This is a genomic window from Labrys sp. F242 (genome assembly GCF_057813875.1).
The window spans coordinates 717,378-742,526 of record NZ_JBVASG010000003.1 but is presented as its reverse complement, the minus strand read 5'-3'; the positions used below and the strand labels follow the sequence as shown (position 1 = coordinate 742,526).

At 63.9% G+C, this 25,149-nt stretch carries 24 protein-coding genes; 7 read left to right on the top strand and 17 right to left on the bottom strand.

Features of this window, described 5'->3' with window-relative positions; all coding sequences use genetic code 11:
- Positions 1-2 precede the first annotated feature (2 nt).
- The 3 genes from ACZYTC_RS23110 to ACZYTC_RS23100 form a co-directional block, all read right to left on the bottom strand.
- The gene (locus tag ACZYTC_RS23110) at positions 3-854 is read right to left on the bottom strand and encodes a carbohydrate ABC transporter permease (RefSeq protein WP_441773281.1); all 852 of its coding nucleotides are present in this window, start codon (positions 852-854) and stop codon (positions 3-5) included.
- The gene (locus ACZYTC_RS23105; protein ID WP_434959700.1) at positions 854-1,735 is read right to left on the bottom strand and encodes a carbohydrate ABC transporter permease; all 882 of its coding nucleotides are present in this window, start codon (positions 1,733-1,735) and stop codon (positions 854-856) included. Before ACZYTC_RS23105 ends, ACZYTC_RS23110 begins: the two co-directional genes overlap by 1 nt.
- A gap of 352 nt (positions 1,736-2,087) precedes the next feature.
- Positions 2,088-3,332 carry an extracellular solute-binding protein gene (locus ACZYTC_RS23100; protein WP_488990608.1) on the bottom strand — a complete coding sequence of 415 codons (1,245 nt, stop codon included), beginning with the start codon at positions 3,330-3,332 and terminating at the stop codon, positions 2,088-2,090.
- Between the two features lie 284 nt (positions 3,333-3,616).
- On the opposite strand from ACZYTC_RS23100, the gene ACZYTC_RS23095 reads away from it, so the two are divergent.
- Positions 3,617-4,831, top strand: coding sequence for an ROK family transcriptional regulator (locus ACZYTC_RS23095; RefSeq protein WP_434958194.1), 1,215 nt, complete (start codon positions 3,617-3,619; stop codon positions 4,829-4,831).
- 138 nt (positions 4,832-4,969) lie between these two features.
- On the opposite strand, the gene recF is transcribed toward ACZYTC_RS23095, so the two are convergent.
- The 6 genes from recF to trpS all read right to left on the bottom strand — a co-directional run bounded on the left by recF (position 4,970) and on the right by trpS (position 9,732).
- Positions 4,970-6,094: a DNA replication/repair protein RecF gene (gene recF / locus ACZYTC_RS23090; RefSeq protein WP_488990607.1), complete on the bottom strand. Its 1,125-nt coding sequence runs from the start codon at positions 6,092-6,094 to the stop codon at positions 4,970-4,972.
- 224 nt (positions 6,095-6,318) lie between these two features.
- Positions 6,319-7,437: a DNA polymerase III subunit beta gene (gene dnaN / locus ACZYTC_RS23085; protein WP_434958196.1), complete on the bottom strand. Its 1,119-nt coding sequence runs from the start codon at positions 7,435-7,437 to the stop codon at positions 6,319-6,321.
- A gap of 82 nt (positions 7,438-7,519) precedes the next feature.
- On the bottom strand, positions 7,520-7,651 hold the full coding sequence (locus ACZYTC_RS23080) for a hypothetical protein (RefSeq protein WP_454816060.1): 132 nt from the start codon (positions 7,649-7,651) through the stop codon (positions 7,520-7,522).
- Between the two features lie 11 nt (positions 7,652-7,662).
- The gene (locus ACZYTC_RS23075; RefSeq protein WP_434958198.1) at positions 7,663-7,860 is read right to left on the bottom strand and encodes a hypothetical protein; all 198 of its coding nucleotides are present in this window, start codon (positions 7,858-7,860) and stop codon (positions 7,663-7,665) included.
- 76 nt (positions 7,861-7,936) lie between these two features.
- Positions 7,937-8,557, bottom strand: a complete 621-nt coding sequence (locus ACZYTC_RS23070) for a glutathione S-transferase family protein (RefSeq protein WP_434958199.1) — start codon at positions 8,555-8,557, stop codon at positions 7,937-7,939.
- Positions 8,558-8,691: 134 nt separating this feature from the next.
- Positions 8,692-9,732, bottom strand: coding sequence for a tryptophan--tRNA ligase (gene trpS, locus ACZYTC_RS23065; protein WP_434958200.1), 1,041 nt, complete (start codon positions 9,730-9,732; stop codon positions 8,692-8,694).
- Between the two features lie 267 nt (positions 9,733-9,999).
- Here trpS and ACZYTC_RS23060 point away from each other — a divergent pair, with 267 nt between their 5' ends.
- A complete protein-coding gene (locus ACZYTC_RS23060; RefSeq protein ID WP_488990606.1) occupies positions 10,000-11,712 on the top strand; it encodes a saccharopine dehydrogenase family protein in 1,713 nt (570 codons plus the stop codon).
- 131 nt (positions 11,713-11,843) lie between these two features.
- Here ACZYTC_RS23060 and ACZYTC_RS23055 read toward each other — a convergent pair whose 3' ends face one another.
- Positions 11,844-12,107, bottom strand: coding sequence for a hypothetical protein (locus ACZYTC_RS23055; protein ID WP_441773221.1), 264 nt, complete (start codon positions 12,105-12,107; stop codon positions 11,844-11,846).
- A 90-nt stretch (positions 12,108-12,197) separates the two neighbouring features.
- Positions 12,198-12,929 carry a DUF1223 domain-containing protein gene (locus ACZYTC_RS23050; protein ID WP_434958203.1) on the bottom strand — a complete coding sequence of 244 codons (732 nt, stop codon included), beginning with the start codon at positions 12,927-12,929 and terminating at the stop codon, positions 12,198-12,200.
- Positions 12,930-13,287: 358 nt separating this feature from the next.
- On the opposite strand from ACZYTC_RS23050, the gene efp reads away from it, so the two are divergent.
- Complete coding sequence (efp, locus tag ACZYTC_RS23045; RefSeq protein ID WP_434959701.1) at positions 13,288-13,857, top strand: elongation factor P; 570 nt, start codon at positions 13,288-13,290, stop codon at positions 13,855-13,857.
- A 164-nt stretch (positions 13,858-14,021) separates the two neighbouring features.
- Here efp and pyrF read toward each other — a convergent pair whose 3' ends face one another.
- The 4 genes from pyrF to ACZYTC_RS23025 all read right to left on the bottom strand — a co-directional run bounded on the left by pyrF (position 14,022) and on the right by ACZYTC_RS23025 (position 17,647).
- Positions 14,022-14,714, bottom strand: a complete 693-nt coding sequence (gene pyrF / locus ACZYTC_RS23040) for an orotidine-5'-phosphate decarboxylase (protein WP_434958204.1) — start codon at positions 14,712-14,714, stop codon at positions 14,022-14,024.
- A gap of 1 nt (position 14,715) precedes the next feature.
- Positions 14,716-15,333 carry a class I SAM-dependent methyltransferase gene (locus ACZYTC_RS23035; RefSeq protein WP_441773223.1) on the bottom strand — a complete coding sequence of 206 codons (618 nt, stop codon included), beginning with the start codon at positions 15,331-15,333 and terminating at the stop codon, positions 14,716-14,718.
- 187 nt (positions 15,334-15,520) lie between these two features.
- Positions 15,521-16,690 (bottom strand): tRNA epoxyqueuosine(34) reductase QueG, encoded by a 1,170-nt coding sequence (queG, locus tag ACZYTC_RS23030; RefSeq protein WP_441773224.1) that lies wholly within the window; start codon positions 16,688-16,690, stop codon positions 15,521-15,523.
- Between the two features lie 264 nt (positions 16,691-16,954).
- The gene (locus ACZYTC_RS23025; protein WP_434958207.1) at positions 16,955-17,647 is read right to left on the bottom strand and encodes a glutathione S-transferase family protein; all 693 of its coding nucleotides are present in this window, start codon (positions 17,645-17,647) and stop codon (positions 16,955-16,957) included.
- A gap of 476 nt (positions 17,648-18,123) precedes the next feature.
- On the opposite strand from ACZYTC_RS23025, the gene ACZYTC_RS23020 reads away from it, so the two are divergent.
- Together ACZYTC_RS23020 and ACZYTC_RS23015 are read left to right on the top strand one after the other, a co-directional pair.
- Positions 18,124-19,599, top strand: a complete 1,476-nt coding sequence (locus ACZYTC_RS23020) for an MFS transporter (protein ID WP_434958208.1) — start codon at positions 18,124-18,126, stop codon at positions 19,597-19,599.
- A gap of 252 nt (positions 19,600-19,851) precedes the next feature.
- Complete coding sequence (locus ACZYTC_RS23015) at positions 19,852-21,297, top strand: amidase (protein ID WP_441773225.1); 1,446 nt, start codon at positions 19,852-19,854, stop codon at positions 21,295-21,297.
- A gap of 276 nt (positions 21,298-21,573) precedes the next feature.
- Here the strand turns inward: ACZYTC_RS23015 and pheS are convergent, their stop codons facing one another.
- On the bottom strand, positions 21,574-22,656 hold the full coding sequence (gene pheS, locus ACZYTC_RS23010) for a phenylalanine--tRNA ligase subunit alpha (RefSeq protein ID WP_434958210.1): 1,083 nt from the start codon (positions 22,654-22,656) through the stop codon (positions 21,574-21,576).
- A 344-nt stretch (positions 22,657-23,000) separates the two neighbouring features.
- On the opposite strand from pheS, the gene ACZYTC_RS23005 reads away from it, so the two are divergent.
- The gene (locus tag ACZYTC_RS23005) at positions 23,001-23,342 is read left to right on the top strand and encodes an ArsR/SmtB family transcription factor (RefSeq protein WP_434958211.1); all 342 of its coding nucleotides are present in this window, start codon (positions 23,001-23,003) and stop codon (positions 23,340-23,342) included.
- 282 nt (positions 23,343-23,624) lie between these two features.
- A complete protein-coding gene (locus ACZYTC_RS23000) occupies positions 23,625-24,452 on the top strand; it encodes an LOG family protein (RefSeq protein ID WP_434958212.1) in 828 nt (275 codons plus the stop codon).
- 6 nt (positions 24,453-24,458) lie between these two features.
- Here ACZYTC_RS23000 and ACZYTC_RS22995 read toward each other — a convergent pair whose 3' ends face one another.
- Positions 24,459-25,097 (bottom strand): hypothetical protein, encoded by a 639-nt coding sequence (locus ACZYTC_RS22995; protein WP_441773226.1) that lies wholly within the window; start codon positions 25,095-25,097, stop codon positions 24,459-24,461.
- Between the last annotated feature and the right edge of the window lie 52 nt (positions 25,098-25,149).

Genomic DNA, 25,149 nt, shown 5'->3' with positions numbered 1-25,149 from the left:
TATCAACCCTTGACGCTGCCGGCAGTCAGGCCGGCAACCAGTGATTTTTGCAGGATGAAGGCGATCAGAACCGGTGGCAGCGCCGTCAGCAGGCCCGCGGCCGAGACCAGGCCGAAATCCGTGGCGCGGCCGGCGGCGAAGTCGGCGATGGTGACGGTGAGGGTCTTGGCATTCTGGTTGGAGGTGAAGAGCAGGGCGTAGAAGAATTCGTCCCAGGCCAGCAGGATGGCGAACAGGGCCGCGGTGGCGACGCCGGCCCGGGCATAGGGCAGCGTGACCCACCACAGGGTCTGCAGCGTCGAGGCGCCGTCGATCGCTGCAGCGCTTTCGAGTTCGCCGGGCACCGCATCGAAGGACGATTTGATGAACCAGGCGGTGAAGGGCGTCAGGATCGAGCAATAGACCAGGATGAGGCCGAACACATTGTTGAGCAGCCCCAGCATCGACAGCAGGAAATAGAGCGGCAGGATCAGCGCCACGGCCGGGGTCATATAGGTGGCGAGGATGCTGTAGAGCACCACCGACACGCCGCGATTGCGGTAGCGCGAAAAGGCCCAGCCCGCCGGCACCGCCACCAGCAGCGACAGCGCCGTCGCGCCCAGCGAGCTCAACAGGCTGTTGCGCAACGCCATCAGGAAGGCCTCGCCCGGGCTGTTGGCCTCGAAGGTGAGCAGGCGGGCATAACGGCTGAAGTCGACATGATGCGGGATGAGCGACAGCGGCTTGGCGGTGAGATCGGCCGGTAGCGAGATGCTCATCACGCCGAGCCAGAGCACCGGCGCGAGCGTCACCACCAGGAACAGGGCGACGCCGCAATAGAGGAAGAAAGTTGCGATGGGGCTGCGCTGCATGATCAGGCCTCCTGTCTGCGCATCAGCCGGACGTAGAAGCCGACGAAGACCATGCAGATCAGCACCACGATGAGGGCGTAGGAAGCACCCGACCCCACTCGCATGAAGCGGAAGGATTCCTCATAGACGAAGAAGCTCATGGTCTTGGTCGAACTCGCCGGACCGCCCCGTGTCATCACATAGAAGATGTCGAAGACTTTCAGTGCCTCGATCGAACGCAGCACCAGCGCCACCAGCAGCGGCGGCGCGATCACCGGCCAGGTGACGGCCTTGAAGCGCTGCCAGGCATTGGCGCCGTCGAGCGTGGCGGCGCCGTAGAGTTCCAAGGGTGCCGATTGCAGCGCGGCCAGCACGATCAGCGCCACCAGCGGATAGTTCTTCCAGACATCGGCCACGATCACCGCATTCATGGCACTGCCTTCGGTGCCGAGCCAGCTGCGATAGCTCTCCATCAGCCCGCTCTGGGTCAGCACTGCATTGAGCACGCCGAAATCGGGCTGGTAGATCAGCCGCCACATCAAAGCGTTGACGATGGTGGGCACCGCCCAGGGCAGTACCAGGAGCGCACGGCAGAAGGTGCGGCCGCGGAATTTCTCGTTGAGCAGCAAGGCCACGCCGATGCCGAGCAGGGCCTCGGCGCTGATCGAGACGACGGTGAAATAGATCGTCCGACCTGCCGCGGCGAGGAAATCGGAATCGGTAAAGGCAAAGGCGAAGTTTTCCAGCCCGATGAAATGCGCTGCCCCCGGCCCCGCCATCAGGCGGGTATCGGTGAAGGCCAGCCACAGGGTCATCAGGATGGGATAGCCGACCGCCGCGAACACGATGACCAGCATCGGACCGAGCAGAAGCCATGGTGAGGGCATGCCGACACGGCCGCTCATCATCAGGGAAATCCTTTAGGTCTGGGCAGCTTTTCGCACCCGACAGAAAGAGGTGTGGCCAGCCTCCCCCACGAAGCTGGGGGAGGCCGCCACATCTTCGTTTCGAAGATGTGGCTGTTCATTTCGCAGAAATGACGGAGGGGATGTGGCGGGCAATAGGCTGAACGCAACAAGATTGCATCACCGTTCGGCCAGCCTTTCAAAGGTATCGCACTGCCCGCCACACCCCATCCGCCCCGACGACGTCGGGGGCACCTTCCCCAGCTTCGTGGGGAAGGCTGGTCGCGCTCCATTCTGCCGGACCTTCACCGGTGTACCAAATACCGACCGACATCAGCCCTGGGTAAAGGTCTCACCGGATGCGCGCGGCATCCTTGGCCGCTGCCGCCAGGGCATCGGCGGGCGAGGCCTTGCCGGCCAGCGCGTTCTGGATCTGCGCCTGCAGGATGGTGGAGAGTTCCTGGTAGGAAGCGACCGTCGGACGCAGGGTCATCAGGCCGATGGAAACATCGGCGGCCTTGACCAAGCCCTCCTGCCCCTTGGTGACGGCCGGATCGGTGTAGGACGCCTTCCAGATCGGCAGGCTGAGCTTGGCATACTGGTTCTGCACCGGCTTGGAGGTCAGATAGACGATGTATTTCCAGGCGAGATCCGGCTTGGAGGAACCGGCCGTGATGCCCAGCCCCATCGAGCCATTCACGCCCGAGGCCGTGCTCTTGCCCTCGACACCGGGAGCCGGCACCACCCCGACCTTGCCGACCACCTTGCTTTCGGCCGGGTCATTGGCCTTGGCATACATGTAGGTCCAGTTGAGCGCGAAGGCCGCATCACCAGCCGAGAACACCTTGCGGACGTCCTCTTCCAGATATTCCTTGGAATTGGGGTTGGAGAGGCCGTTCTTGAGGCTGTCGGCCATGTAGGTGACGGCATCGAGCGAGCCGCCCTTGTCGAAGACCGGCTTGTCTCCCTCGAAGAACTTGCCGCCATAGGCCGCCGTCAGGGTCACATAATCGCAGATGACCGCCTCGGCCTGCGACCAACTCCAGACGATGGGATATTGCACCAGGCCCTTGTCCTTGATGATCTTGGCATCCTTGGCCAGCTCATCCCAGGTTTTCGGCGGCTCGGCGATGCCGGCCTTCTGCAAGATCTCGGTGTTGTAGAACAGATATTTGGTGTCGAGGATCCACGGCATGCCATAGGTCTTGCCGTCATAATTCACGGTGGCCCAGGCCCCGTCGAATACCTTGGAGCGGTCGAGATCCTTCAGCCGGTCCGTGACGTCGACCAGGACACCGTTCTGCGCGAAGGCGGCCGGCCAGATCACGTCGTAGAGCACGACGTCATAGCCGGCGCCGCCAGCGGCCTTGGAGGCGACGATCTTGTCGTAAAGGGCCTCGTAGGGCACGAATTCGACATTGACGGTAACGCCGGGATTTTCTTTTTCGAAGGCGGCGGTCATCGCCTTGACGTCGGCGTCGCTATAGGCGGCCTGCGCCATGAACAGGGCATTGAGCGTTTCCGCGGCTGCCGGCGACAATCCCGCCAGGGCCGTCATTGCCAGCCCAGCCAGGACCGATTTGTGAATTCCAGACATTGCAATCATCTCCCGCTTGCAATTCGAACGGCGACCGGTGGCCGCCCTGCATAGTTCAGGGGCGCGGAGAGTTCTCGATGGCTCCCGGTCATTTTCTGCGACCCGGAAAAATTATTAACTCAATTTGTTTGAATGTAAACATGCTGCCATAGTTGCCTACGAAATCGGGAAAGCGTTTTGCGATTTGACGGAATCACCTAGAATCGCAAAGACGCGTCGAAACAAAGAGTTAGAGCAAATAAGCGTTCTCATCTGAGCGCGTTTTGCTCTAGGGGGTGGCTGAGATGGCAAGGCGCGAGGCGGACAAGGCGCCCCAACCGGGCCGAAGTGTTGCGGGGACCAATCTCGAATTCACCCGCTCCCATAACAGGCGCGTCGTGCTCGACACGGTGCGCAGGCTGGGGCCGGTGTCGCGGGCAGAGATCGCCCGGGAGACCGCCCTGACCAACCAGACGATCTCCAACATCGTCGAGGAACTGGAGCAAGCCGGCTTCCTCCTGCCCGGCGCACCCAAGCGCGAGGGACGGGGCCAGCCCTCCATCCCCTACACCATCAACCCTCAGGGCGCGTGGTCGCTCGGCTTCCATGTCGACCACAGCGCCATCATCGCGGCCCTGGTCGACCTCACCGGCAAGCCTGTCGCCATCCGCGAGATTCCCGCCCAGCGCCCCTCTCCCCGCAGCGCAGCGCCGGCCTTGCGGCAGCTTGCCGATGCGTTGATCGAGGAGGCCGGCGTTCCCGCCTCGCGCCTGCTCGGTGCAGGGGTCGCCCTACCCGTGCGCTTCGGGGTCGGCGCCATCACCACGGCGGGCCCGACCACTTTGCCCGGATGGGACGATCCTGATGCCAGGCGGCATATCGCGGAGGCTCTCGAACAGCCGGTGCAGATCGAGAACGATGCCATGGCGGCAGCGATCGGCGAGCGGTTGCACGGCGTCGCCCGGGCAATCGACAGTTTCGTCTTCCTGTTCCTGGACGAAGGGCTCGGCGCCGGCGTCTTCCTCGGCGGCCAGCCCTGGCGCGGCGCCTCGCTCAATGCCGGCGAAATCGGCCATATGATCGTGATGCCGAACGGCAAGCCCTGTCCCTGCGGCAATCGCGGCTGCCTGGAGCGCTATCTCTCCCTGAGCGCAGCCCAGGAATTTCTGGCCGACCAGCCCGGCTCCCCTGTCCTCCCCGAGCTGGATGGCGCGATATCCGCTCCCGTGGAGCGCTGGGTTGAGGAGGCCGCGCCCTTTCTTGCGAGTGCCGTCAACATCCTGGAATCGACCCTGGATCCGGAAACCATCCTGCTCGGTGGGCTGGCACCGGCCAGCGTGCTGGCCAGCCTGATCGAGAAGGCCATGCCGCTGCCGATGTCGGTGGGCTCGCGCAGCGGCCGCAGCCTCCCCCGCCTGATGGCGGGCTCCGTAGGCCATCACACCGTGGTGCTGGGCGCAGCCTCGTTGCCGATCTTCGACGAGATCAATCCCCGCTTCGACGTGCTGCTGAAGCATTGACCGTCATTGCGTCGCCACGTTCGCAAAGGCGCCGACGTCAGGAACCACTCGGCGACAATCGCATCGAGAGGATTGTCATCCCCGGCACGGCCTAAGGCCGTGCCGGGGATGACAGAGCCCTTGTTTGCAGAAACTTCCTCACCCCTCGACCCGCCCCGGCGTGACCCGATAGACGGCAGCGCGGCCAGCGATTGCCTCGAAGGCGGAGGGATCGGCCCCGGTCAGCCAGACCTGGGCGCCGAAGCTCTCGAGCCGGTCATAGAGTGCCCCGCGCCTCATCGGGTCGAGATGGGCGGCGACTTCGTCGAGCAGGACGATCGGCGTCATGCCGGCGAGACGGGCAACCAGCCTGGCATGGGCCAGCACCAGGCCGAGCAGCAGGGCCTTCTGCTCCCCGGTGGAGGCACGCTCGGCGGCGATGCCCTTTGGGCCATGCACGACGAGGAGATCGGTCAGATGCGGCCCGTCGAGCGTACGCCCGGCCGCCCGGTCCCGGGAACGGCCTTCGCGCAGGATCTGGCGATAGCGCTCCTCAACGGCCAGGGCCGGTTCGTCCAGCACGGCATTCTCGATGGCACCGTCGAGGGCGATGCGGGCATGGGGGAAGGGAGAGGCGGGATCGATCTCCTCATCGATCAGGCCGGCGAGACGTCGCACCGTGTCGGCCCGTGATGCCGCCACCGCGATGGCGAGATCGGCGACTTCATGCTCGGCGGCATCCAGCCAGCGCTGATCGGCACGAGGATCCTCCAGCAGGCGGTTGCGCGAGCGCAAGGCGCGTTCGAGCGCATTGACCCGGCTGCCATGGCCGGCATCGACAGCCAGCACCAGCCGGTCGAGGAAGCGCCGCCGCTCCCCGGCGGAACCGGAAAACAGGCCATCCATCGAGGGCGTCAGCCAGACCAGGCGCAGATGATCGGCAAAGCTCGTGGCCGAGGACACAGGCTGGCGGTCGACGCGATATTTGCGCGGGCCACTGTCGGGGCCTTCCAGTCCGGTGCCAAGATGGGTCGGCCCGAGCGCGCCCTCGATCTCGGTGGCGACGGCGAAGCTGCCGGGCCCGTCCTCGCTGGCCATGTCCTCGAGATCCGCCCGGCGCAAGCCCTTGCCCTGGGTGAACAGCGAGATGGCTTCGAGCACGTTGGTCTTGCCAGCGCCGTTCTGCCCCGTAAGCACCACCATGCCGGCATCCACGGCAAGATCGAGCCGCGGATAGGACCGGAAGGAGGTGAGGATCAGGCGGGTGATGCGGGGCGAGATCATTTTTGGGATCGCAGGCATCCTGCTCCCGGCGCTAATTTTGCAGGGACAAGCATGAAACAGGTGTGCCGATCTCCAGATCGGCATTGTTGGAACCGCTGTGCTCGCCAACATGTCAGATGCCGATCTGGAGATCGGCACACCGCATTTCGAGCGCCATCGCCTGCAAGGCCGACGTCACGAGTATCCGCCACCTTCCCCGCTGCGCGGAGAAGGCAAATCGCGGATTACACCCGCATCGGCATCAGAACGTAGAGGGCGGCGGCGCCTTCGCGGTCCTGCACCAGGGTCGGCGAACCCGGATCGGCGAATTTCAACAGGGCGGTATCGCCGTCGAGCTGCGCCGCGATATCGAGCAAATAGCGCGAGTTGAAGCCGATATCGAGCGGGGTGGCGTCGTAATCGACCTCGATCTCCTCGGTCGCCGTGCCGGAATCGGGGTTGGTGACGGTGAGGACGAGGCGCCTGTCGGCCAGCGACAGCTTCACGGCGCGGCCACGCTCGGAGGAGATGGTCGAGACGCGGTCGACGGCCGCGGTGAAGTCCGCGCGCTCGACGATCAGGGACTTGTCGTTGCCAACCGGAATGACGCGGGCATAATCGGGGAAGGTGCCGTCGATCAACTTGGAGGTCAGCACCACCGGGCCGATGGTGAAGCGGACCTTGGCTTGGGAAAGCTCGACGGAGACGATGGCCTCGGCGTCTTCCATCAGCTTCTGGATCTCGCCCACCGCCTTGCGCGGCAGGATCACGCCGGGCATGCCGTTGGAGCCCTCGGGCGCCGGCAATTCGACGCGGGCGAGGCGATGGCCGTCCGTCGCCACGGCGCGGATGCGGGTCTCGCCCTCGACTTCGAGCGTGTGCAGATAGATGCCGTTGAGATAATAGCGCGTCTCCTCGGTGGAAATCGCGAACTGGGTCTTCTCGATCAGCTTGCGCAGATCGGCGGCCTTGAGCTGGAAATTATGCGGAAACTCGCCCGCCGCCAGGTCCGGAAAATCCGAAGGCGGCAGCGTCTGCAGGGTGAAGCGCGAGCGGCCGGAGCGCACGATCAGCTGGGTCGCCTCGCCGCCGCCTTCCAGCGAGACCTGGGCCCCGTCGGGGAGCTTGCGGACGATATCGTAGAGGGTATGCGCCGGCACCGTGGTCGCACCATCCATGGTGACATCGGCAGGAGAGGACTCCACCACCTCCAGATCGAGGTCGGTCGCTTTCAAGAGCAGGCTGGCGCCCTGGGCCTCGATCAGCACGTTGGACAGGATCGGAATGGTGTTGCGCCGCTCGACGACGCGGTGGACGTGGCCCAGCGATTTGAGAAGGGCAGTCCGTTCGAGCGTAACCTTCATGGAGTGCGTCCTGGCATAGCGACCCGCAAGCGGACCGAGCTGCCGCAAACGGTGGAAAAAGGGCGAAGACCATGCAATTTGCTCAGGCGAAAGGCAAGCCATCCCGCAGCTTTTTCAGGGTTTTCCCGAACATGTCGGCTGCGCCCCCGATCGGGATGCCCCACGCCGGGCAACCCATGTTCGACAAGGATGCGTCCCGCACGTTCTCGATCATGAGGCTGCTCGTCACAGGCTCGGTACCGGCTCCAGCAGCACCACGATGCGTTGGACGATGGCGAGGACCGCGATGACGATGATGAGGATGCGCGCGATCTGCTTGAAGCGCCCTTCCATGGGCAGGCGGTCGACCAGGTACAGCAATAGCCAGCAGACGAGGCCGATGACGAAGACGCCGATCAGCAGCGAGATCACTTGAGACAACATGGACACATTCCCCGAGCGACCATGACAATCATGGTCGGCTCGGTAACGCGAATGTCGGCCGGGGAGTTCCCGTTCGTCAGGTCATCGGGATCATCACCGCCTTGCGATAGGCCGGGCGTTCGGTCAGGCGCTCATACCAGGCGGCAAGATGGGGCAGATCAGGCCGCTCGATCGCCATGTTGAACCAGCCATAGGCGCTGCAGCCGAGCGGGATGTCGCCGATGCCGAACTTCTCGCCGGACAGAAAAGGCTGGCTGGCCAAGGCCTTGTCGGCGATGGCCAGAAGGCGGCTGCAGCTGTCGAGGCCCCGGGAGAGCTCGGTCTCGACCCGGTCCTGGGCGGTACGACGCACGACGTTCCAGAACACGTCGCGGAAGGGAGCGGCGATGGTGGAGGTCGTCCAGTCCATCCAGCGCTCTGCGGAAGCCTTGGCCTGGCGCGTTGCCGGCACCAGCCGGCGCTCGGCATCGCCCTCGGCCAGATAACGCACGATGGCATTGGATTCCCACAGCACGAAGCCGTCATCCTCGATGCAGGGCACCAGCCCGTTGGGATTGAGCGCGCGATAGGCGGGATCGTTGACCACGCCGAAAGCGCCGCCCGCATCGATGCGCTCATAAGCGAGCCCGAGTTCCTCGGCGCACCAGAGCACCTTCTTCACATTGGAGGAATTGGCGCGGCCCCAGATCTTCAGCATATCGGTCCCTTCCCACAACCCGTCGGAGTTCGTCCGCAATAAACGGATCGAATTGACTTGGCCTTTGTCATTGCCAGGCATGACGAAGGCGGCGTTTCAGCTACTTTCCGGACAATGCCTGACTTCACTCGGCCTCACTTCGCCCGGATGAAGCCGACGATGTCCTTCACCGAGGCCATGATCGGGGCGGCGATCGCGCGCGCCCGCTCCGAGCCTTCGGCCAGCACCGCGTCGATATGGCCGGGATCGGCCATCAGGCGCTTCATCTCGGCGGTGATCGGCGAGATTTTTGCAACGGTGAGATCGGCGAGCGCCGTCTTGAAGGTCGAGAACTGGCCACCGCCGAACTCGGAGAGAACCTCCGCGACCGTGCGTCCCGACAGGGCCGCGAAGATCGAGACGAGATTGTCGGCCTCGGGACGTCCCTTCAGCCCCTCCTCCTCACCAGGCAGCGGCTCGGGATCGGTGCGCGCCTTGCGGATCTTGGCGGCGATGGTCTCGGCATCGTCGGTCATGTTGATGCGCGACAAATCGGAGGGATCCGATTTCGACATCTTCTTGGAACCGTCGCGCAGGCTCATCACGCGGGTTGCAGCGCCCTGGATCAGGGGCTCGGGCAGCGGGAAGAAGCCATCATTGAAGCCATTGGCCGCGATGGAGTCGCCGAAATCATTGTTGAATTTCGCGGCGATGTCGCGGGCGAGCTCCAGATGCTGCTTCTGGTCCTCGCCGACGGGCACGTGGGTAGCGCGGTAGACCAGGATATCGGCGGCCATCAGCGTGGGATAGGCGAACAGGCCCACCGAGGCCGCCTCCTTGTCCTTGCCGGCCTTTTCCTTGAACTGGGTCATGCGGTTGAGCCAGCCCATGCGGGCCACGCAGTTGAACACCCAGGCGAGTTCGGCGTGCTCGGCCACCTGGCTCTGGTTGAAGACGATGTGGGCCTTCGGGTCGATGCCCGCGGCCAGGAAGGCGGCGGTGACCTCGCGGATGGCGCTGCTCAGGGTCTTGGGATCCTGCCAGAGCGTGATGGCGTGCTGATCCACCACGCAATAGATGCATTGATGACTCTTCTGCATCTCGACGAAGCGCTGGATCGCGCCGAGATAATTGCCCAGATGCAGGTTGCCGGTCGGTTGAACGCCCGAAAAGACGCGCTCCACGAACTTCGTCATGGCGAGAGGATTCCATTATTGTCCAAGCAGCTTGTTCTTGATCGAGCCACGGGCGCGATCAAGAACAAGCTGCAAGATATCGAACACATGCACGATTTTCCGGAGAAGCCCGCCCGCGGGTCTCGCCGGAAAATCGTGCTTAGGCTAGCGCTTATGGCGGGCGCGGGCGCAAGACGCAAGTCTAGCCACCAGGTCCGGCACCGGTGCAAGGCTTCACCTTGCCGGTTCCGGCTGCTCCCTGTACGCATGCGAGGCTGGAGCCGCACCGTGAATGCATCCCCACCCTCCCTGCGCGTCCTGATCGTCGGCGGCTACGGCATCTTCGGTGGACGGCTGGCGGAATTGCTGGCGGACGAGCCCCGCCTCACCCTCATCATTGCCGGGCGCTCGCTCGCCAAGGCGGAATTCTTCTGCGCCAGCCGCCCGGTACGGGCCCGCCTCTCACCGGCGCAGTTCGATCGCGAGCAGCCCCACGAGCCGCAATTGCAGGCCCTGAAGCCCGACATCGTCGTCGATGCCAGCGGCCCCTTCCAGGGTTACGGCAAGGAGCCCTATCGCCTGATCGAAGCCACCATCGCCTGCGGGGCCGATTATTTCGACTTCTCGGACGGAGCCGCCTTCGTGCGCGGCGTCACCAGCCTCGATGCAGCGGCCCGGCAGCGCGGCGTCACAATCCTCTCGGGCGTAAGCAGCTTTCCCGTGCTCACCGCCGCGGTCGTCAGGCATCTCGCCGGCGCCTTCTCGCGCATCGATACCATCCGCGCCGGCATCGCCCCCTCGCCTCATGCCATCGTCGGCGAAAATGTGCTCAAGGCGATCGCGAGCTATGCCGGCCAGGCCGTGCCGGCGCAGCGGCGCGGGCAGACCCTGCTCGTGCATCCTCTCACCGAAACCTGCCGTTTCACCATCGCTCCGCCGGGACGGATGCCCCTCTCCAATACGCTGTTCTCGCTGGTGGAGGTGCCCGATCTCCTGCTGCTCGCCGACCTGTGGCCGAGTGTGCGTTCGGTCTGGGTGGGGGCCGGGCCGCGCCCCGAGATCCTGCATCGTTGCCTGATCGGGCTGAGCCTGCTGGTGCGGGGGAAAATACTGCCGTCGCTCAGGCCGCTGGCCGGGCTTTTCCTCTGGGCAAACCACATTCTGCGCTGGGGTCCCCATCGCGGCGGCATGTTCGTCGAGGTCGTGGGATCAGGCCACCGTGGCGAGCCTTTGACGCGAAGCTGGCACCTGACGGCCGAAGGCGATGACGGGCCCTATATTCCGGCGATGGCGATCGAGGCCCTCATCCGCCGGCGCCTCGATGGCATCAGGCCGGAGCCGGGGGCCCGCCCGGCAACCGGAGCACTCGCCTTGACCGATTATGATCGGGTCTTTGCCGGCCGGGCCTTCGCGCATGGCACGCGCGACGTCACGGCCGAAGCCAGCCTGCCGCTCTATCCGCGCGTCCTGGGCTCTGCCTATCGCGACCTGCCGCCGGCCATCCAGGCCCTGCATTGGCACGAAGCGAGCCACAGCGTCAGCGGTCGCGCCAGCGTGGAGCGCGGCAAGGGGCTGCTGTCACGGCTGGTCGGCGCCCTCGTTGGCTTTCCCGAAGCCGGCGCGGACGTGCCGGTGCGCGTGTCCTTCGAGATCGGGCGCAGCCAAGGAAGCAGTCAAGAAATCTGGCGGCGCGAATTTGCCGGACGCCGTTTCCGCTCCGTGCAAACCGCCGGCCGTGGCCGCAGTGCCGGCCTCATCGACGAGCGTTTCGGGCCTTTCAGCTTCGGCCTGGCCCTCCTCGCCGAGGACGGCACGCTCAAGCTCGTGGTGCGCAACTGGCGTTTCCTCGGCTTGCCGCTGCCACGTTTCCTCGCTCCCTATGGCAACAGCTTCGAGAGCGCCGAGGATGGGCGCTTCAACTTTCATGTCGAGATCGCCCACCCCCTGCTCGGCCTGATCGTGCGCTACAAGGGCTGGCTGGTGGAGGATGCCCCGCGCTGAGCACGGACCCGGAACTTCGTTCGCGTGTCGGACCCGGAACTTCGTTCGCGTGTCGGACCCGGAACTTCGTTCGCGTGTCGGACCCGGAACTTCGTTCGCGTGTCGGACCCGGAACTTCGTTCGCGTGTCGGTCACATCGCCTTCATGGCCTTGCCATGCTTCTTCATCTTCTTGGGCATGTGCTTCTTGGTCATCTTCTTCATCGGCTTCTTCATGGTGTCGGCCTTCATGGCATCGCCTTGCATCGGTTTCATCGTCTGCGATTCCATCGGGGCAGGCTTCTGCATGGTGTCGGTATTCGGCGTCGCGTCCTGGGCCTGCGACAGCGAGGAAACAGCGAAAGCAAGCCCCAGTCCCAGCAGGCCCGTCGAGACGATCTTGGCGATACGATCCATTGTTCATTTCCTTTCAGTGGTTGCGCATCTGCGCGGGGAAAGCCGGACCAGCCGTCCAGCAAGCGGGAGTTGGAGAGGGAGTACGCGCCCTCAATCAGTCGTTGCCGCGGCGATGGCACCGCCTTGGGGCGCCTGCAGCAGGATGGCTGTCCGCATGCCGGGCGGCGGCGCTGGGATCGGCAGGCTGAGAGCCTCGCCTTTCCAATGTCCGAGGCGGATCAGATCGTGCACGACATTCTTATGGGGCAGGGTGCGGCCGGAATTCTCGCCCGCGTGCACCGGCACCTGGACCTGGCTGGGATCGTAGCGCACCAGCCAGACGTCGAGGCCGGCAGCCGGAGAAGCATGGCTGCCGATGGCGGCGCGGCCGGCAGAAAGAGCAAGGCTCGGTCCGGCATCCGGCCGGGCCGCCGCGGCGGCCGTGATCACCGCCTCGACCTCGGCGAGGTCGTTGCCGACCAGGGACGTCCTGCCATTCACCACCATCTGCGGCGTGAAGGGGCCGCTCTGCCCAAGGGGCTTCTCATAGGCGACCTGGCGCTGCGTGTAGTCCGGACGCGCGAAAATATCCTTCCAACCCAGCCGGTCCCAATAGGTGACGCCGAAACTCAGGGCCAGCACGCCGGACCGCCGGCTGATCGTGGCCAGATTGGCGTTGGCCGGCGGGCAGGAGGAACAGCCCTGACTGGTGAAGAGCTCCACCACGGTAAGCTGCCCCGCCCAGGCCGACGCCGTGCCGCCGACCAGCGGCATGGTCAGGCCCAATCCCAATAGAGCGAGCCGCGTCAGGCTGGAACACGGCCTCTTCGTCGATCGCCGCATGAATGGCCTCGTCAGTATTCGGCCCGAACAAAGGCCCCGTCCCTGTGCTATTCGTCGGCAGACCGTCGCTTGTTACACACTCACGGCCTCGTGATGACAGGGCAGCGTCATCGCGAAAGTCGTGGGAAAACGCGTCGTGAGGCGGGAATTCGGCCTTCTTTCGCCGATTTACGGCGCTTCGCGCTTTCGTTCGGCGGCAGGGCGGTGTAAGAGGCGCCCACATCTGTTCCTAGAGCAAAGCGCGTTTTGGTGAAAACGCGCTTTGCTCTAGCTCTTTGGTTCGACGCGTCTTTGCGATTGGGAGCGTTTCCCTCACATCACAAAACGCTTTAGTTCACTTGAAAAGTTTCAGGACATTATCGTGAAGGTCATCGCCAGCCAGATCCGCAAGGGCAACGTCGTCGAGATCGACAACCAGCTATTCGTCGTGCTCAAGGCTGAGAGCTTCTTCCCGGGCAAGGGCACGCCCACCACGCAGATCGACATGCGTCGCCTGTCGGACGGTGTGAAGACCGTGCAGCGCTACCGCACCACCGAGCAGGTGGAGCGCGCCTTCATCGAGACCAAGTCGCACACCTATCTTTATGAAGACGCGCATGGCTATGCCTTCATGAACATGGACAGCTACGAGCAGGTCGCCGTGCCTAACGATGTCATCGGCGACCAGTCCGTCTATCTGGCCGAGAACATGGAATGCCAGATCAGCCTCTACAACGGCGTGGCGGTGGCGATCGAACTGCCGGCCCGCGTCGTGCTGGAAGTGACGGAGACCGAGCCGGTGACCAAGGGCCAGACGGCTTCCTCCTCCTACAAGCCCGCCACCCTCTCCAACGGTGTGCGCACCACCGTGCCGCCCCACATCAGCGCCGGCACCCGCGTGGTGATCATGACGGAAGACGGCTCCTACGTCGAACGCGCCAAGGACTGATCCGGGAGCGCGGACTTCTCAGCGACATGCCGCGAGGTCCGCTCCTGCAGCACAGACCACAAAAAGGGCGCGGGCTTATCGGCCGCGCCCTTTTTCAATGTGGCTTGTTTCCAAAGAGCGGACATCGCGACATGTCTCCATGTCGCTGAGAAGTCCGTGCTCCGCTATAGCGCTGCCGCGATCTCCGCCTGGATCGCCTCGGCCGCCGCCTTCGGATCGGGAGCCGCCACGATGGGGCGGGCCACCACCAAATGGTCGGCCCCGGCGCGGATGGCGTCGCCGGGCGTCATCACCCGCTTCTGATCGCCGCTGTCGCTGCCGGCGGGCCGCACGCCAGGGGTCACCAGCAGCATGCCATCTCCCACCCGGTTGCGGGTCGAAGCGACCTCTTCCGGCGACATCACCAGGCCGGGCACACCGAGCGCCATGGCCTGGGCGACACGCTGGGCCACGAGTTCCCCCACGCCCTTGCCATAACCGGCTTCGGCCAAATCGGCATCGTCATAGGAGGTCAATACGGTGACGGCGAGGATCTTCAGATCCGAACCGCGGGCGCCTTCGACCGCCGCTCGCATCGTCTGGGGAAAGGCGTGCGCGGTGAGGAAGGTCATGCCCATGCCGGCAATGGCCTCGACCCCCTTGGTCACGGTGTTGCCGATGTCGTGCAGCTTCATGTCGAGGAAGATCTTCTTGCCCGAGCGGGCCAGATCCTGGGCGAAGGGCAGACCGCCATTGAAGATGAGCTGATAGCCAATCTTGTAGAAGGTCACGCTGTCGCCGAGCTGGGTTACCAGGGCCTCGGCCTTGGCAACGCTATCGACATCCAGGCCACAGATCAGGCGGTCTCTCGTATCCAAATCAGTTCCTCAGAAGTTGGCGGTAGGTCCAGACGCGGGCGGGCGGCACGTTGCGCCAGATCCGGGGCGACGCATGCCAGGTGAAGAAGGCGTTCTTGGTCGGCATCGGCGAAGTCAGCGAGTAGGTGAACTGGATGAAGGCGGCGTCGGGCTGCATCAGGGTGAAGGCCTGGGCCAGGAGGTCGAGCCGCTGCCGCTCGGGCTTGGTCAGCAGCGGCAGGCCGCAGACCACGGCGGCAGCCTTGCCGGAAAGCCTGCCGTCCAGCGTATTGGCCAGGGCATAGGCATCGCCCTGCACCACCGTCGCCTTCGGAAAACGCTGCGACAGGAGATCGCAAAATTGCGGGCTGTATTCGACCAGCACCAGGCGATCCTCGGCGATGCCTCGCTCGACCAGGGCCTGGGTAATCGGACCGGTGCCGGGCCCGATTTCCACCACCGGCCCTTCGGAGGCAAGATCGACGCAGTTCGCCATCGCCTTGGACAGAAAAGGGCTGGAAGGGGTGATCGACCCCATCTGCAGGGGCTTTTCGGTCCAGCTACGGAAGAACTGCGCGGCTTCACCGAAACGTCTGGATGGCTTGCAATTGTCACGTCGCGCGCCGCCCTTATGGACCATCGGCCTGCTCCTTGCTTGCCCCGTTCGCATCGCTATTGGCGAACGCCGCCGCCGTCAAGCGGTCCCTGCGCTCGATTCTCAATATGATCATCACGATAAGGCCTCTTGCTGCACCGGCACCGCCTAGAGCAAAGCGCATTTAGACGGAAACGCTATTTTGCTCTAACTCATTGGTTCCAAGCCAATCCTACGGATTGGCTGGAGCGTCTTTGCGATTCTTGGCGATTCCGCCAAATCGCAAAACGCTCTGGCCGGCGGCCTGCCATTCCGCCCTCACATCAGCATCGGTTTCGTATTCCCGCTGCCAGGACTGGGCTGCCAGGCGGGCCGGCGAGAGCCGGGCGAGCGCCCAGACCGCCATGGCGCGCACCAGCGGCGATTCATCGCCCAGAAGCCCCTCGGCCGTATCCACAAGGCCGGCATCGCCGGAATTGCCGATGGCGATCAGCACATTGCGGATGAAACGATCACGCCCGATGCGCTTGACCGGGTTCTTGGCAAAGAGTGCCCGGAATGAGGGATCGTCCAGGCGGGCGAGTTCGGCCAATCTGGGCGTTCGCAGGTCCTCGCGCGCCTTGAGCTTGTGCTCGCGCGCCGCCACCGCGAACTTGTTCCAGGGGCAAGCGGCCAGGCAATCGTCGCAGCCGTAGATGCGGTTGCCGATCGCCGCACGGAACTCGGCGGGGATCGGTCCCTTGTTCTCGATGGTGAGATAGGAGATGCAGCGCCGGGCATCGAGCCGATAAGGCGCGGGAAAAGCGGCGGTGGGACAGGCATCGAGGCAGGCGCGGCAGGAGCCGCAATGATCCCGCTCCGGTGCATCAGCCTCGATCTCCGTGGCGCTGAAGATCGAGCCGAGAAAGAGCCAGGAGCCGAAATCCCGGCTGACCAGATTGGTGTGCTTGCCCTGCCAGCCCAGGCCCGCCGCCGCTGCAAGGGGCTTTTCCATCACCGGCGCGGTGTCGACGAAGACCTTGAGCGCCGCTCCGGTTGTCTCGCCCCACCAGCGCCCGAGGCTTTTCAGCCGTTTCTTGATGACGTCGTGATAGTCGTCGCCCTGGGCATAGACCGAAATCAGCCCGCCAGAGCGATCCGCCAACCCCGCCATCGGGTCCCCGTCCGGGCCATAATTGACCCCCAGCATGATGATGCTGCGCACGTCCGGCCAGAGCGTGGAAGGCGCGCCGCGCTGATCGGCGCGCTCGTGCATCCAGCCCATCTCGCCATGGAACCCCTCCTCCAGGAAGCGGCGCAGGCGTGCGGGCGCCTGGGGAATGGCGTCGGGCGTGGTGACGCGGACGACATCGAAGCCTTCCGCTTCGGCGCGCTGGAGGAGTTCTGCCTTGAGGGCGGTCATGATGACCTCCTCGCGCGAGGCCGCCGGCGCCCGGGTTGTTGCCCCTCCGCAAAGTTCGAAAGCACCGATACTGTCATCCCCGGCACGGCCGCAGGCCGTGGGAAGGGGATCCAGGAGCTACGGGCAGTGCATTTGCCCCTGGATCCCCTTCCCCTCCCAGTCACAAGCAAAGCTTGTGACATGCTCGGCCGGGGATGACAGTGCACACCATGCCAAGCAGGCACCCGGCAGAAAGCGAGCGGTCCCAGGTCAAAAAACACCAAGCTAGAAATCGAGATCCGCATAGGTTGCCGAGGGCGGCGTTCCCCGCAGCGTCTCGGCCAGCAGCGGCCGGAAGGACGGACGCGACTTGAGGCGCGCATACCACTCCTTGGCGGCCTGGTCCTCGTCCCAGGGCACGTCGCCGAGATAGTCGACGATCGACAGATGGGCCGCAGCCACGAAATCGGCGTAGGAAAGCCTGTCTCCCGCCAACCAGTTCCGCCGTCGCACCAGATATCCGACATAGCGCAGATGATAGCGCACATTCGATTTGGCCGCACGGATCGCCGCCGTATCCGGCGAGGAGCCGCCCTCGCCGATCGGCAGGAAGCGCTTGAGGATCTTCTCCGTGATCAGATATTCGGTGACCTCGGCATAGAATTTGATGCTGAACCACTCGATCAGACGGCGGGTTTCCACCCGCGCCCTGGTATCGCGCGGCAGCAGGCGCTGCTCGCCGAGGGCATCGCCATAGGCCTCGTCGAGATATTCGCAGATCGGCGTCGCCCCGGGCACGATCAGGCCAGTGGCGTCGATCATCACCGGCAGCACGCCGGCCGGATTCATGTGCAGGAAGGCTTCTCGTCTCTCCCAGGGCTTTTCCTCGACCAGATCGGTCGCCACGTCCATTTCGCTGAGCACGAGACGAATAAAGCGCGATTGCGGGTCGACAGGATGATGAAAAAGCTTGGCCATTGAACCGTGAATCTGGAAACCGCGAATGAGGGCCCGAGTGGGGCGAGGCGGATAACCGGTATACCCCCCCGTACAACCGCCCGGCAACCGCCTTGCATGAATAGAACACAGGCTCTGTGGTTGGCGGCGCAAAATGGGCGGTAGGGGTTAACGAGACATTGACGCCACCAAGCCTCGGCGCCTCACACTCGGCAGCAGATTGCACGGCCGCCTCCTAGGCCAGATTTCATCCACTGCGCCCGTCATTATGCCGCATGGTGAAATAAATGAAAGATCAGCCATACGGCACCAGTAAGGATCGATAGATCCCATTGTCCAGGACGACGCAGACCACAATCCCCAATCTGCTCATCTGCTACGCTATTCCCCAGAGGTATTATCGGAAGCATTGACATGAGGTGATTCAAGCGCGAATTATTACAAAAGGTTAACAAACAATATTGTGGGACGAAATTCACGCTGCAAGGAGTACGATCATGCCGGTAGAATTGACCGATGGCAAAGCCATCCGCAGCCTCGTTCCGGCACGTATGGACCGACTGCCCTGGGCTCGCTTCCACTGGATGGTCGTGGTGGGCCTTGGCATCAGTTGGATCCTCGATGGTATCGAAATCCAGCTCGTTTCGGCCTCCGGTTTCCAGAAAAGCCTGGGCATGACCAGCGCCGAAGTCGGCTTCGCCGGCACGATCTACCTGATCGGCCAGGTGGTCGGCGCCCTGTTTTTCGGGCGGCTAACCGACCGCTGGGGCCGCAAGAAGCTGTTCATCATCACCCTGGCGATCTATCTCGTCGGCTCCGGCGTGGCGGGCTTCGCCTGGACGCCCTGGTTCCTCTATCTCTGGCGCTTCGTCGCAGGCCTGGGCATCGGCGGGGAATACACCGCGATCAATTCAGCCATCGACGAACTCATTCCGGCCAAATATCGCGGCCGGGTCGACATCGCCGTCAACGGTACCTACTGGGCCGGCGCCATGCTGGGCGCCGTCGGCAGCTTCTTTCTGCTCGACCACACTTTGTTTGCCGAGAATGTCGGCTGGCGCATCGCCTTCTTCATCGGGCCGGTGCTCGGTCTCGTCATCATCTTCCTGCGCCGGCACATCCCCGAAAGCCCGCGTTGGATGGTCACCCACGGCCAGGACAAGGAGGCCGAGACCATCGTCGAGAGCATCGAGGCCGGCGTGCGCGCCCAGGGCGTTACGCTCGCGCCCGTCGACGACAGCAAGGCGATGTACGTCAAACCGGAAGAATCGGTTCCCTTCTCCAAACTGGTGGATGTTTTCTTCCGGCAGTACCCATCGCGCACCTTCCTCGGCATCACCATGATGGTGACGCAGTCCTTCCTCTACAACGCGATCTTCTTCACCTACGCTTTGGTGCTGAAGAATTTCTATCATCTCAACGAGTCGCAGACGGCGCTGTATTTCTTCCCCTTCGCCATCGGCAATCTGATCGGGCCGCTGCTGCTCGGGCCGCTGTTCGACACCATCGGCCGGCGCAAGATGATCTTCGGCACCTATGTGCTGGCGGGGGCGGTGCTGCTGGTCTCTGCCTATCTGTTCAAGCAGGGTAGCCTGACGGCCAATACCCATACGCTGTTCTGGTGCATCTCCTTCTTCTTCGCCTCGGCGGGGGCTTCGTCGGCCTATCTGACCGTCAGCGAGATCTTCCCGCTGGAAGTTCGCGGCCAGGCAATCTCCTATTTCTTCGCCGTCGCCCAGGTCGTCGGCTCGATGGGGCCGCTGATCTTCGGCTATCTGGTCGGGGAAGGTACCGAGCGCGACCCGCTGTTCTGGGGCTATGTCGTCGGTTCGGCGGTGATGATCTTCGGCGGCGTGGTGGCGCTGTTCTACGGCGTCGACGCAGAAGGCAAGGGCCTGGAAGACATCGCCGAACCGCTCTCCGCGGTCCGAGTTACGGCGGAAGGAGCCATAGGGCCGCAGGCGCTGCGCTGAGGAAGCAAGGCCGGCATTCGCCGGCCACGCGCCGTTGTCGCGGCGGCCGAGAGAAAGTCTCCGACCTGCGGACGGGCAATCCCTCTGCGTCAACCAAATGCGGCGCGGCCGGCCATTGGTGGGCTCGCTGCGCCGGCGCAAGTCCCTCCAGCGGACAAGGCAAGAGATCGTGGAAGCAGAGGCATCCAATTCCGCCGCATTTACCTCCAGACTGGCGGCCATCGCAGGCCGATGGAATTATGGGGTAAGGAAATGGTTGCCGTCACGGACGATCTCGTAAAGCTCTATGCCGGGTCCGACGCTTTGGCGCTCGGAGAGCTGGTGCGGGCCAAGCAGGTCAAGGCTTCGGAGCTGGTCGAGACCGCGATCGAGCTTGTCGGCCGCCTCGATCCCAAGCTGAACACCGTGGTCATCCCGACCTTCGACGTCGCGCGGCAGGTCGCCGAAGCACCGGGTTCGGGCCCGTTCGCCGGCGTGCCATTCCTGCTCAAGAACCTCGGCACCCAGTGGAAGGGCACGCCGCTGACCTCGGGGCTCGCCTATCTCCAGAATTATGTCTGCCCGGCGGATTCGGAAATCGGCCGCCGCATGCGGGAATCCGGCCTCGCCCCGATCGGACGCAGCAACACGCCTGAATATGGCTGGTGCATTTCCACCGAACCGCGCCTCTACGGGCCCACCGTCAACCCCTGGAATCCGGCAATTACCGCCGGCGGATCGAGCGGCGGGTCGGCAGCGGCGGTCGCCGCGCGCATTGTGCCGATCGCCGACGCCTCCGACGGCGGCGGTTCGATCCGCGTACCGGCCTCCTGCTGCGGCGTGGTCGGCCTGAAACCCTCGCGCGGCCGGGTCAGCTACGGCCCCTTCGATGCGGATCTGTGGTTCGGCTGCATCTATTTCCTGTGCAACAGCCGCAGCGTGCGTGACACCGCCGCCTTTCTCGACGTCGTCGCCGGCAATCTGCCGGGCGATCCCTATACGGCGCCGCGCCCTGCGGAGAGTTGGCTATCCCTGCTCGCCAAGCGTCCCAAGAGGTTGAAGATCGGCTATACGCTCACCGCCCCCTTCGGCGAGCCCTATGCCCCCGAGGTGAAAGCGGCCGTGGAGGACGCCGTCAGGCTGCTCGAAAGCCTCGGCCACACGGTCGAGGAATATCGCTTCGAGGTCGATCTCGAAGAGGCCTGGTGGCGCTACAACGACATCATCGCCGTGGAGACCTCGACCGAATTCACCCAGCACGCCAAATTCGCCGGGCGCCCGCCCGAAGAGGCCGATCTCCAGCCCTTCAACTGGTCAATGCTGGAATATGCCAAGACCCTGTCGGCGACGCAGTATTCGGCCAGTCTCGGCGCCGTACGCAAGGCTGCCCAGCGCATCGCAACGGAAATCGCTCCCTTCGACGTCTTCGTCACGCCCACGCTGACGCAGCCGCCGCGCCCGGTCGGCTACTGGTCGATGGAGGACGGCGACCGCGAGCGCTATCTGGCACGCTGGTCGGATGCCGCCTTCATGTTCGCCTTCAACATCTCAGGCCTGCCAGCGATGTCGGTACCAACAGGCATGGCCGACGGCAACAAGCCCGTTGGCATCCAGTTCGTCGGGCGCCATGGCGACGAGGCGACGATCCTCCAGCTTGCCGCGCAGGCGGAGGAAGCCGCCCCCTGGATCGGACGCAAGCCGCAGGTGTGTGCGATCTGACAATCGCGATCTGAAGCGTGGCTCTGCCCCTCACCTCTATCCTCTCCCCGCAAGAGCGGGGCGAGGGGACATCGGCGTGGCGCTCAAAACTGAAAACGCTTCATCTCGCGGAACGGCTAGGCGAGATGCAGGTATGTAAGGACAAAGCGCGACGCCTGCGTCCCCTCGCCCGTTCTTACGGGGAGAGGTACAGTGAGGGGCGGCACAATGGCCGGTAAATAGCCCTCTCTGGCACTTGGGGAGGGCTTTTCACGTCTGGTTCGACGTCGCGCGAACTCAGCTCGTCAGGCCGCCGGCCAGGCTCGGCAGGTCGAAGGGGCGGAAGCCGAAATGGGAGAGCCAGCGCACGTCGGCGTCGAAGAACGGGCGCAGGTCCGGCATGCCATATTTCAGCATGGCGATGCGGTCGATGCCCATGCCCCAGGCAAAGCCCTGATATTCATCGGGATCGAGGCCGCAATTGCGCAGCACGTTGGGATGCACCATGCCGCAGCCCAGGATCTCGAGCCAATCCTCGCCCTCGCCGAAGCGGATCTCACCGCCCTTGCGCGAGCACTGGATGTCGACTTCCATCGACGGCTCGGTGAAGGGGAAGAAGGAGGGGCGGAAGCGCATCTTCACCGACGGCACTTCGAAGAAGGCGCGGCAGAACTCCTCCAGCACCCACTTCATGTGGCCGACATGGCTCACCTTGTCGATGACCAGCCCCTCGACCTGATGGAACATCGGCGTATGGGTCTGGTCGCTGTCATGGCGATAGGTGCGGCCGGGCACGACGATACGGATCGGCGGCTTCTGGCTCAGCATGGTGCGGATCTGCACCGGGCTGGTATGGGTGCGCAGCACCTTGCGCTCGCCCTTTTCGTCGGGCGCCAGGAAGAAGGTGTCGTGCATCTCTCGGGCCGGATGGCCGGGCGGGAAGTTGAGCAAGGTGAAGTTGTATTCGTCCGTCTCGATATCCGGGCCCTCGGCGATGGCGAAGCCCATATCGGCGAAGATGGCGGTGATCTCGTCGATCACCTGGCTGATCGGGTGAATGCGGCCGAGCTCGGTTCCGCTCTCGCGCACCGGCAGCGTCACGTCGACGGCCTCCGCCACCAGGCGCGCTTCCAGCGCAGCCGCCTTCAGCACGATCCTGCGCTCGGCCAGTGCCGCGGTGACGCGCTCCTTGACGACATTGATGGCGGCGCCGGCCTCTCTGCGCTCGTCCGGCGCCATCTTGCCGAGGGTCGCCAGGCGCTCGGAGATCGAGCCTTTCTTGCCGAGCGCCGAGACGCGCACCGCCTCCAGGCCCGCCTCGTCGGCGGCGGCTGCGATATCGGACAACAGGGTCGTTTCCAGGCTGGCTAGGTCGCTCATCGTCACTTCCTCAAATCGAGGTGCCTTCTAGCCTATTTCTGGCGGAAAAGGGAACCGCATTCGACAGATCAGGCAACGCAGATTTAGCTCGCAAAATAACGGTTTTGCACCCATCTCGACGAAAAAAGTGGGAACCAGAGGGCTCGGCGAGCCATGCGAAATGGCGCGTTGGAGCCCGATGATCGGCTTGAGGCGCGCTTCCGATGCATGTTTTCAAACCCTCTTTTCGCTTTCCTAAAGTATTCACTTATTCGCTAATTATCTAATTAATTAATCTTGAAAACATTTAAAATTACGTGTTATCAAAGCCTTGTGGGCATCTTGGCAAAAACGGCAAACGGAATATGACAGTCGACAAGGTCTTCGAAGCGCTTTCCTCGCCACCCCGGCGGCGTATTCTGGCCGATCTTTCGAAGGCAGACATGACCGCTGGACAGGTGGTCGAAAAGCTCGCCGATGCGATGTCGGCGCCCGCGGTTTCCAAGCATCTTTCCATCCTGGAGAATGCCGGGCTGGTCCGGCGTGAACGGCGCGGCCAGAACGTGCATTACGGCCTGAGACGCGACACGCTTGCCAACACGCTGCTGGAGTTCCTGTCGGCCTTCGAGCCGGCTGCCAAACCGGACGGCGCCGACTCCGCGCTCGAACGCATCCGCCGCAACATGCTGTCGGGGCGCGGGCTCTAGGAACTCGCCTTTTTTCAATTAAGATCAGAAGTCCGGATGGGACGGTGCCCCCCTCACCCGGCGCTTCGCGCAACCCGGTCCACTCCAAGTGGAGTGGACGACACCCGCAAGGGAGAAGGTGCCGGCAGGCGAATGAGGGGTCATGGTGCCCTATCCCAACCATTTCCAGATTGAGCCAATACGGCACCCACCCGAAAGGCCCCTACAACCGCTGGGGTCTTGCAGTGTCGGGCACAACGGCTCAATAGAGCAGAGTGTTTCACTGGTTCACGCAAGGTCTCCATGCCGTCTTCCGACAATTCCGCGCCCACCAACATGCTGTCCACCGTCGAGGCCCTGACCCCCGAAACGCGCGCGAAGGTCGATGAATTGCAGCGAAGCGAGGCGCCGGCCTATCGCCTGGCGGCCCTCGATCCCGACTTCATGCTGGGTGACTCGACCCGCGGCGTGCGCTTCCAGCTCGAATATGCCAAGGCTCAGGAGGGAATGAAGGCGGCCCATATCCGTTCCACCATCGTGGTCTTCGGCTCGGCCCGGGTCAGCGAGAACGCACCGGGCAATCGCGGCCGCTGGTACAAGGAAGCCCGCACTTTCGGCTATATCGCTTCGCGCCGCGGCGGCGCCCTCAACGAGGATGGCGGCGGGCGCTTCAACGTGATCGCCACCGGTGGCGGCCCCGGCATCATGGAGGCGGCCAACCGCGGCGCCAACGAAGCCGGTGCCCCGACCATCGGCTTCAACATCACTCTGCCGCACGAGCAATATCCCAACCCCTACACCACGCCTTCCCTCACCTTCCGCTTCCATTATTTCGCCATGCGCAAGATGCACCTCGCCATGCATTCGGCGGCGCTGGTGGTATTTCCAGGCGGTTTCGGCACGCTCGACGAATTGTTCGAGATCATCACCTTGCGCCAGACCGGCAAGATGTCCTTCTGCCCGATCGTGCTGATGGACAAGGCCTATTGGACCAAGATCATCAATTTCGAGGCCCTGGCCGAGGAAGGCTTCATCAAGGCCGACGATCTCAGCCTGTTCGACTATGCCGAAACGGCGGAGGAATGCTGGTCGATCCTGGAGCGCAAGGGTTTGACGGCACCGTCCGAATAGGTGCTCTCAAGGCGTTTGAGCCTTGTCGCACCAATTCAGCTCTTCAGGCTTGAATGCTGGCCTTTTGCCCTCGATGTCGCCCATCTCGGCCACATAGGCCTTGGTGACGTCATCGGCACGCTCGAACAGGGCAACCTTCTGCTGGTCGCAGCCGCGCCCCGGCACCCAGCCGGCCTCGTCGAGCCGATGGCTTTTGCCCGTGTCATCGACGAGCCGGCCGATCACCCTGTCGAGCGCGCCATCCGGCTTGAAGAAAATCCAACCCTCGCGCTGCAGAGGGACCTCAATGTTTGGCCCGTCGGCAATGTTGACGCTGGCCATGACGGAGCGGGTGAGTGCAGGCCGGCCGTCAGCCTGGAAACAATAGATCGTAGAAACCGAGTGGGCGCCGTCGATCAGCGTCTCCGTCCGCAAAACCGCCGGCTGCCCGGCAACGGCCGTTTCCCTGCTCCAATAGGCGAAATTGTCGCCATAGCCGTTGAAAAAGTCGCGCCGCCAGCCGATCCAGTCATTGGGCTGGCTCGTCATGCGGTCCTGACAGGCTTGCCAAGCCCGGGCGAACGGCTCGGGGAGCGTCTCCTCCGCCTGCACCTGGCCGGTGGCGATGGCGACGAGCAATCCGATCATGAGTGACTTGCCGGCCATGCAGCCCTCCCCAACGGTTCAGCACCGGGCCAATCTATCGGCCGGCACAAAC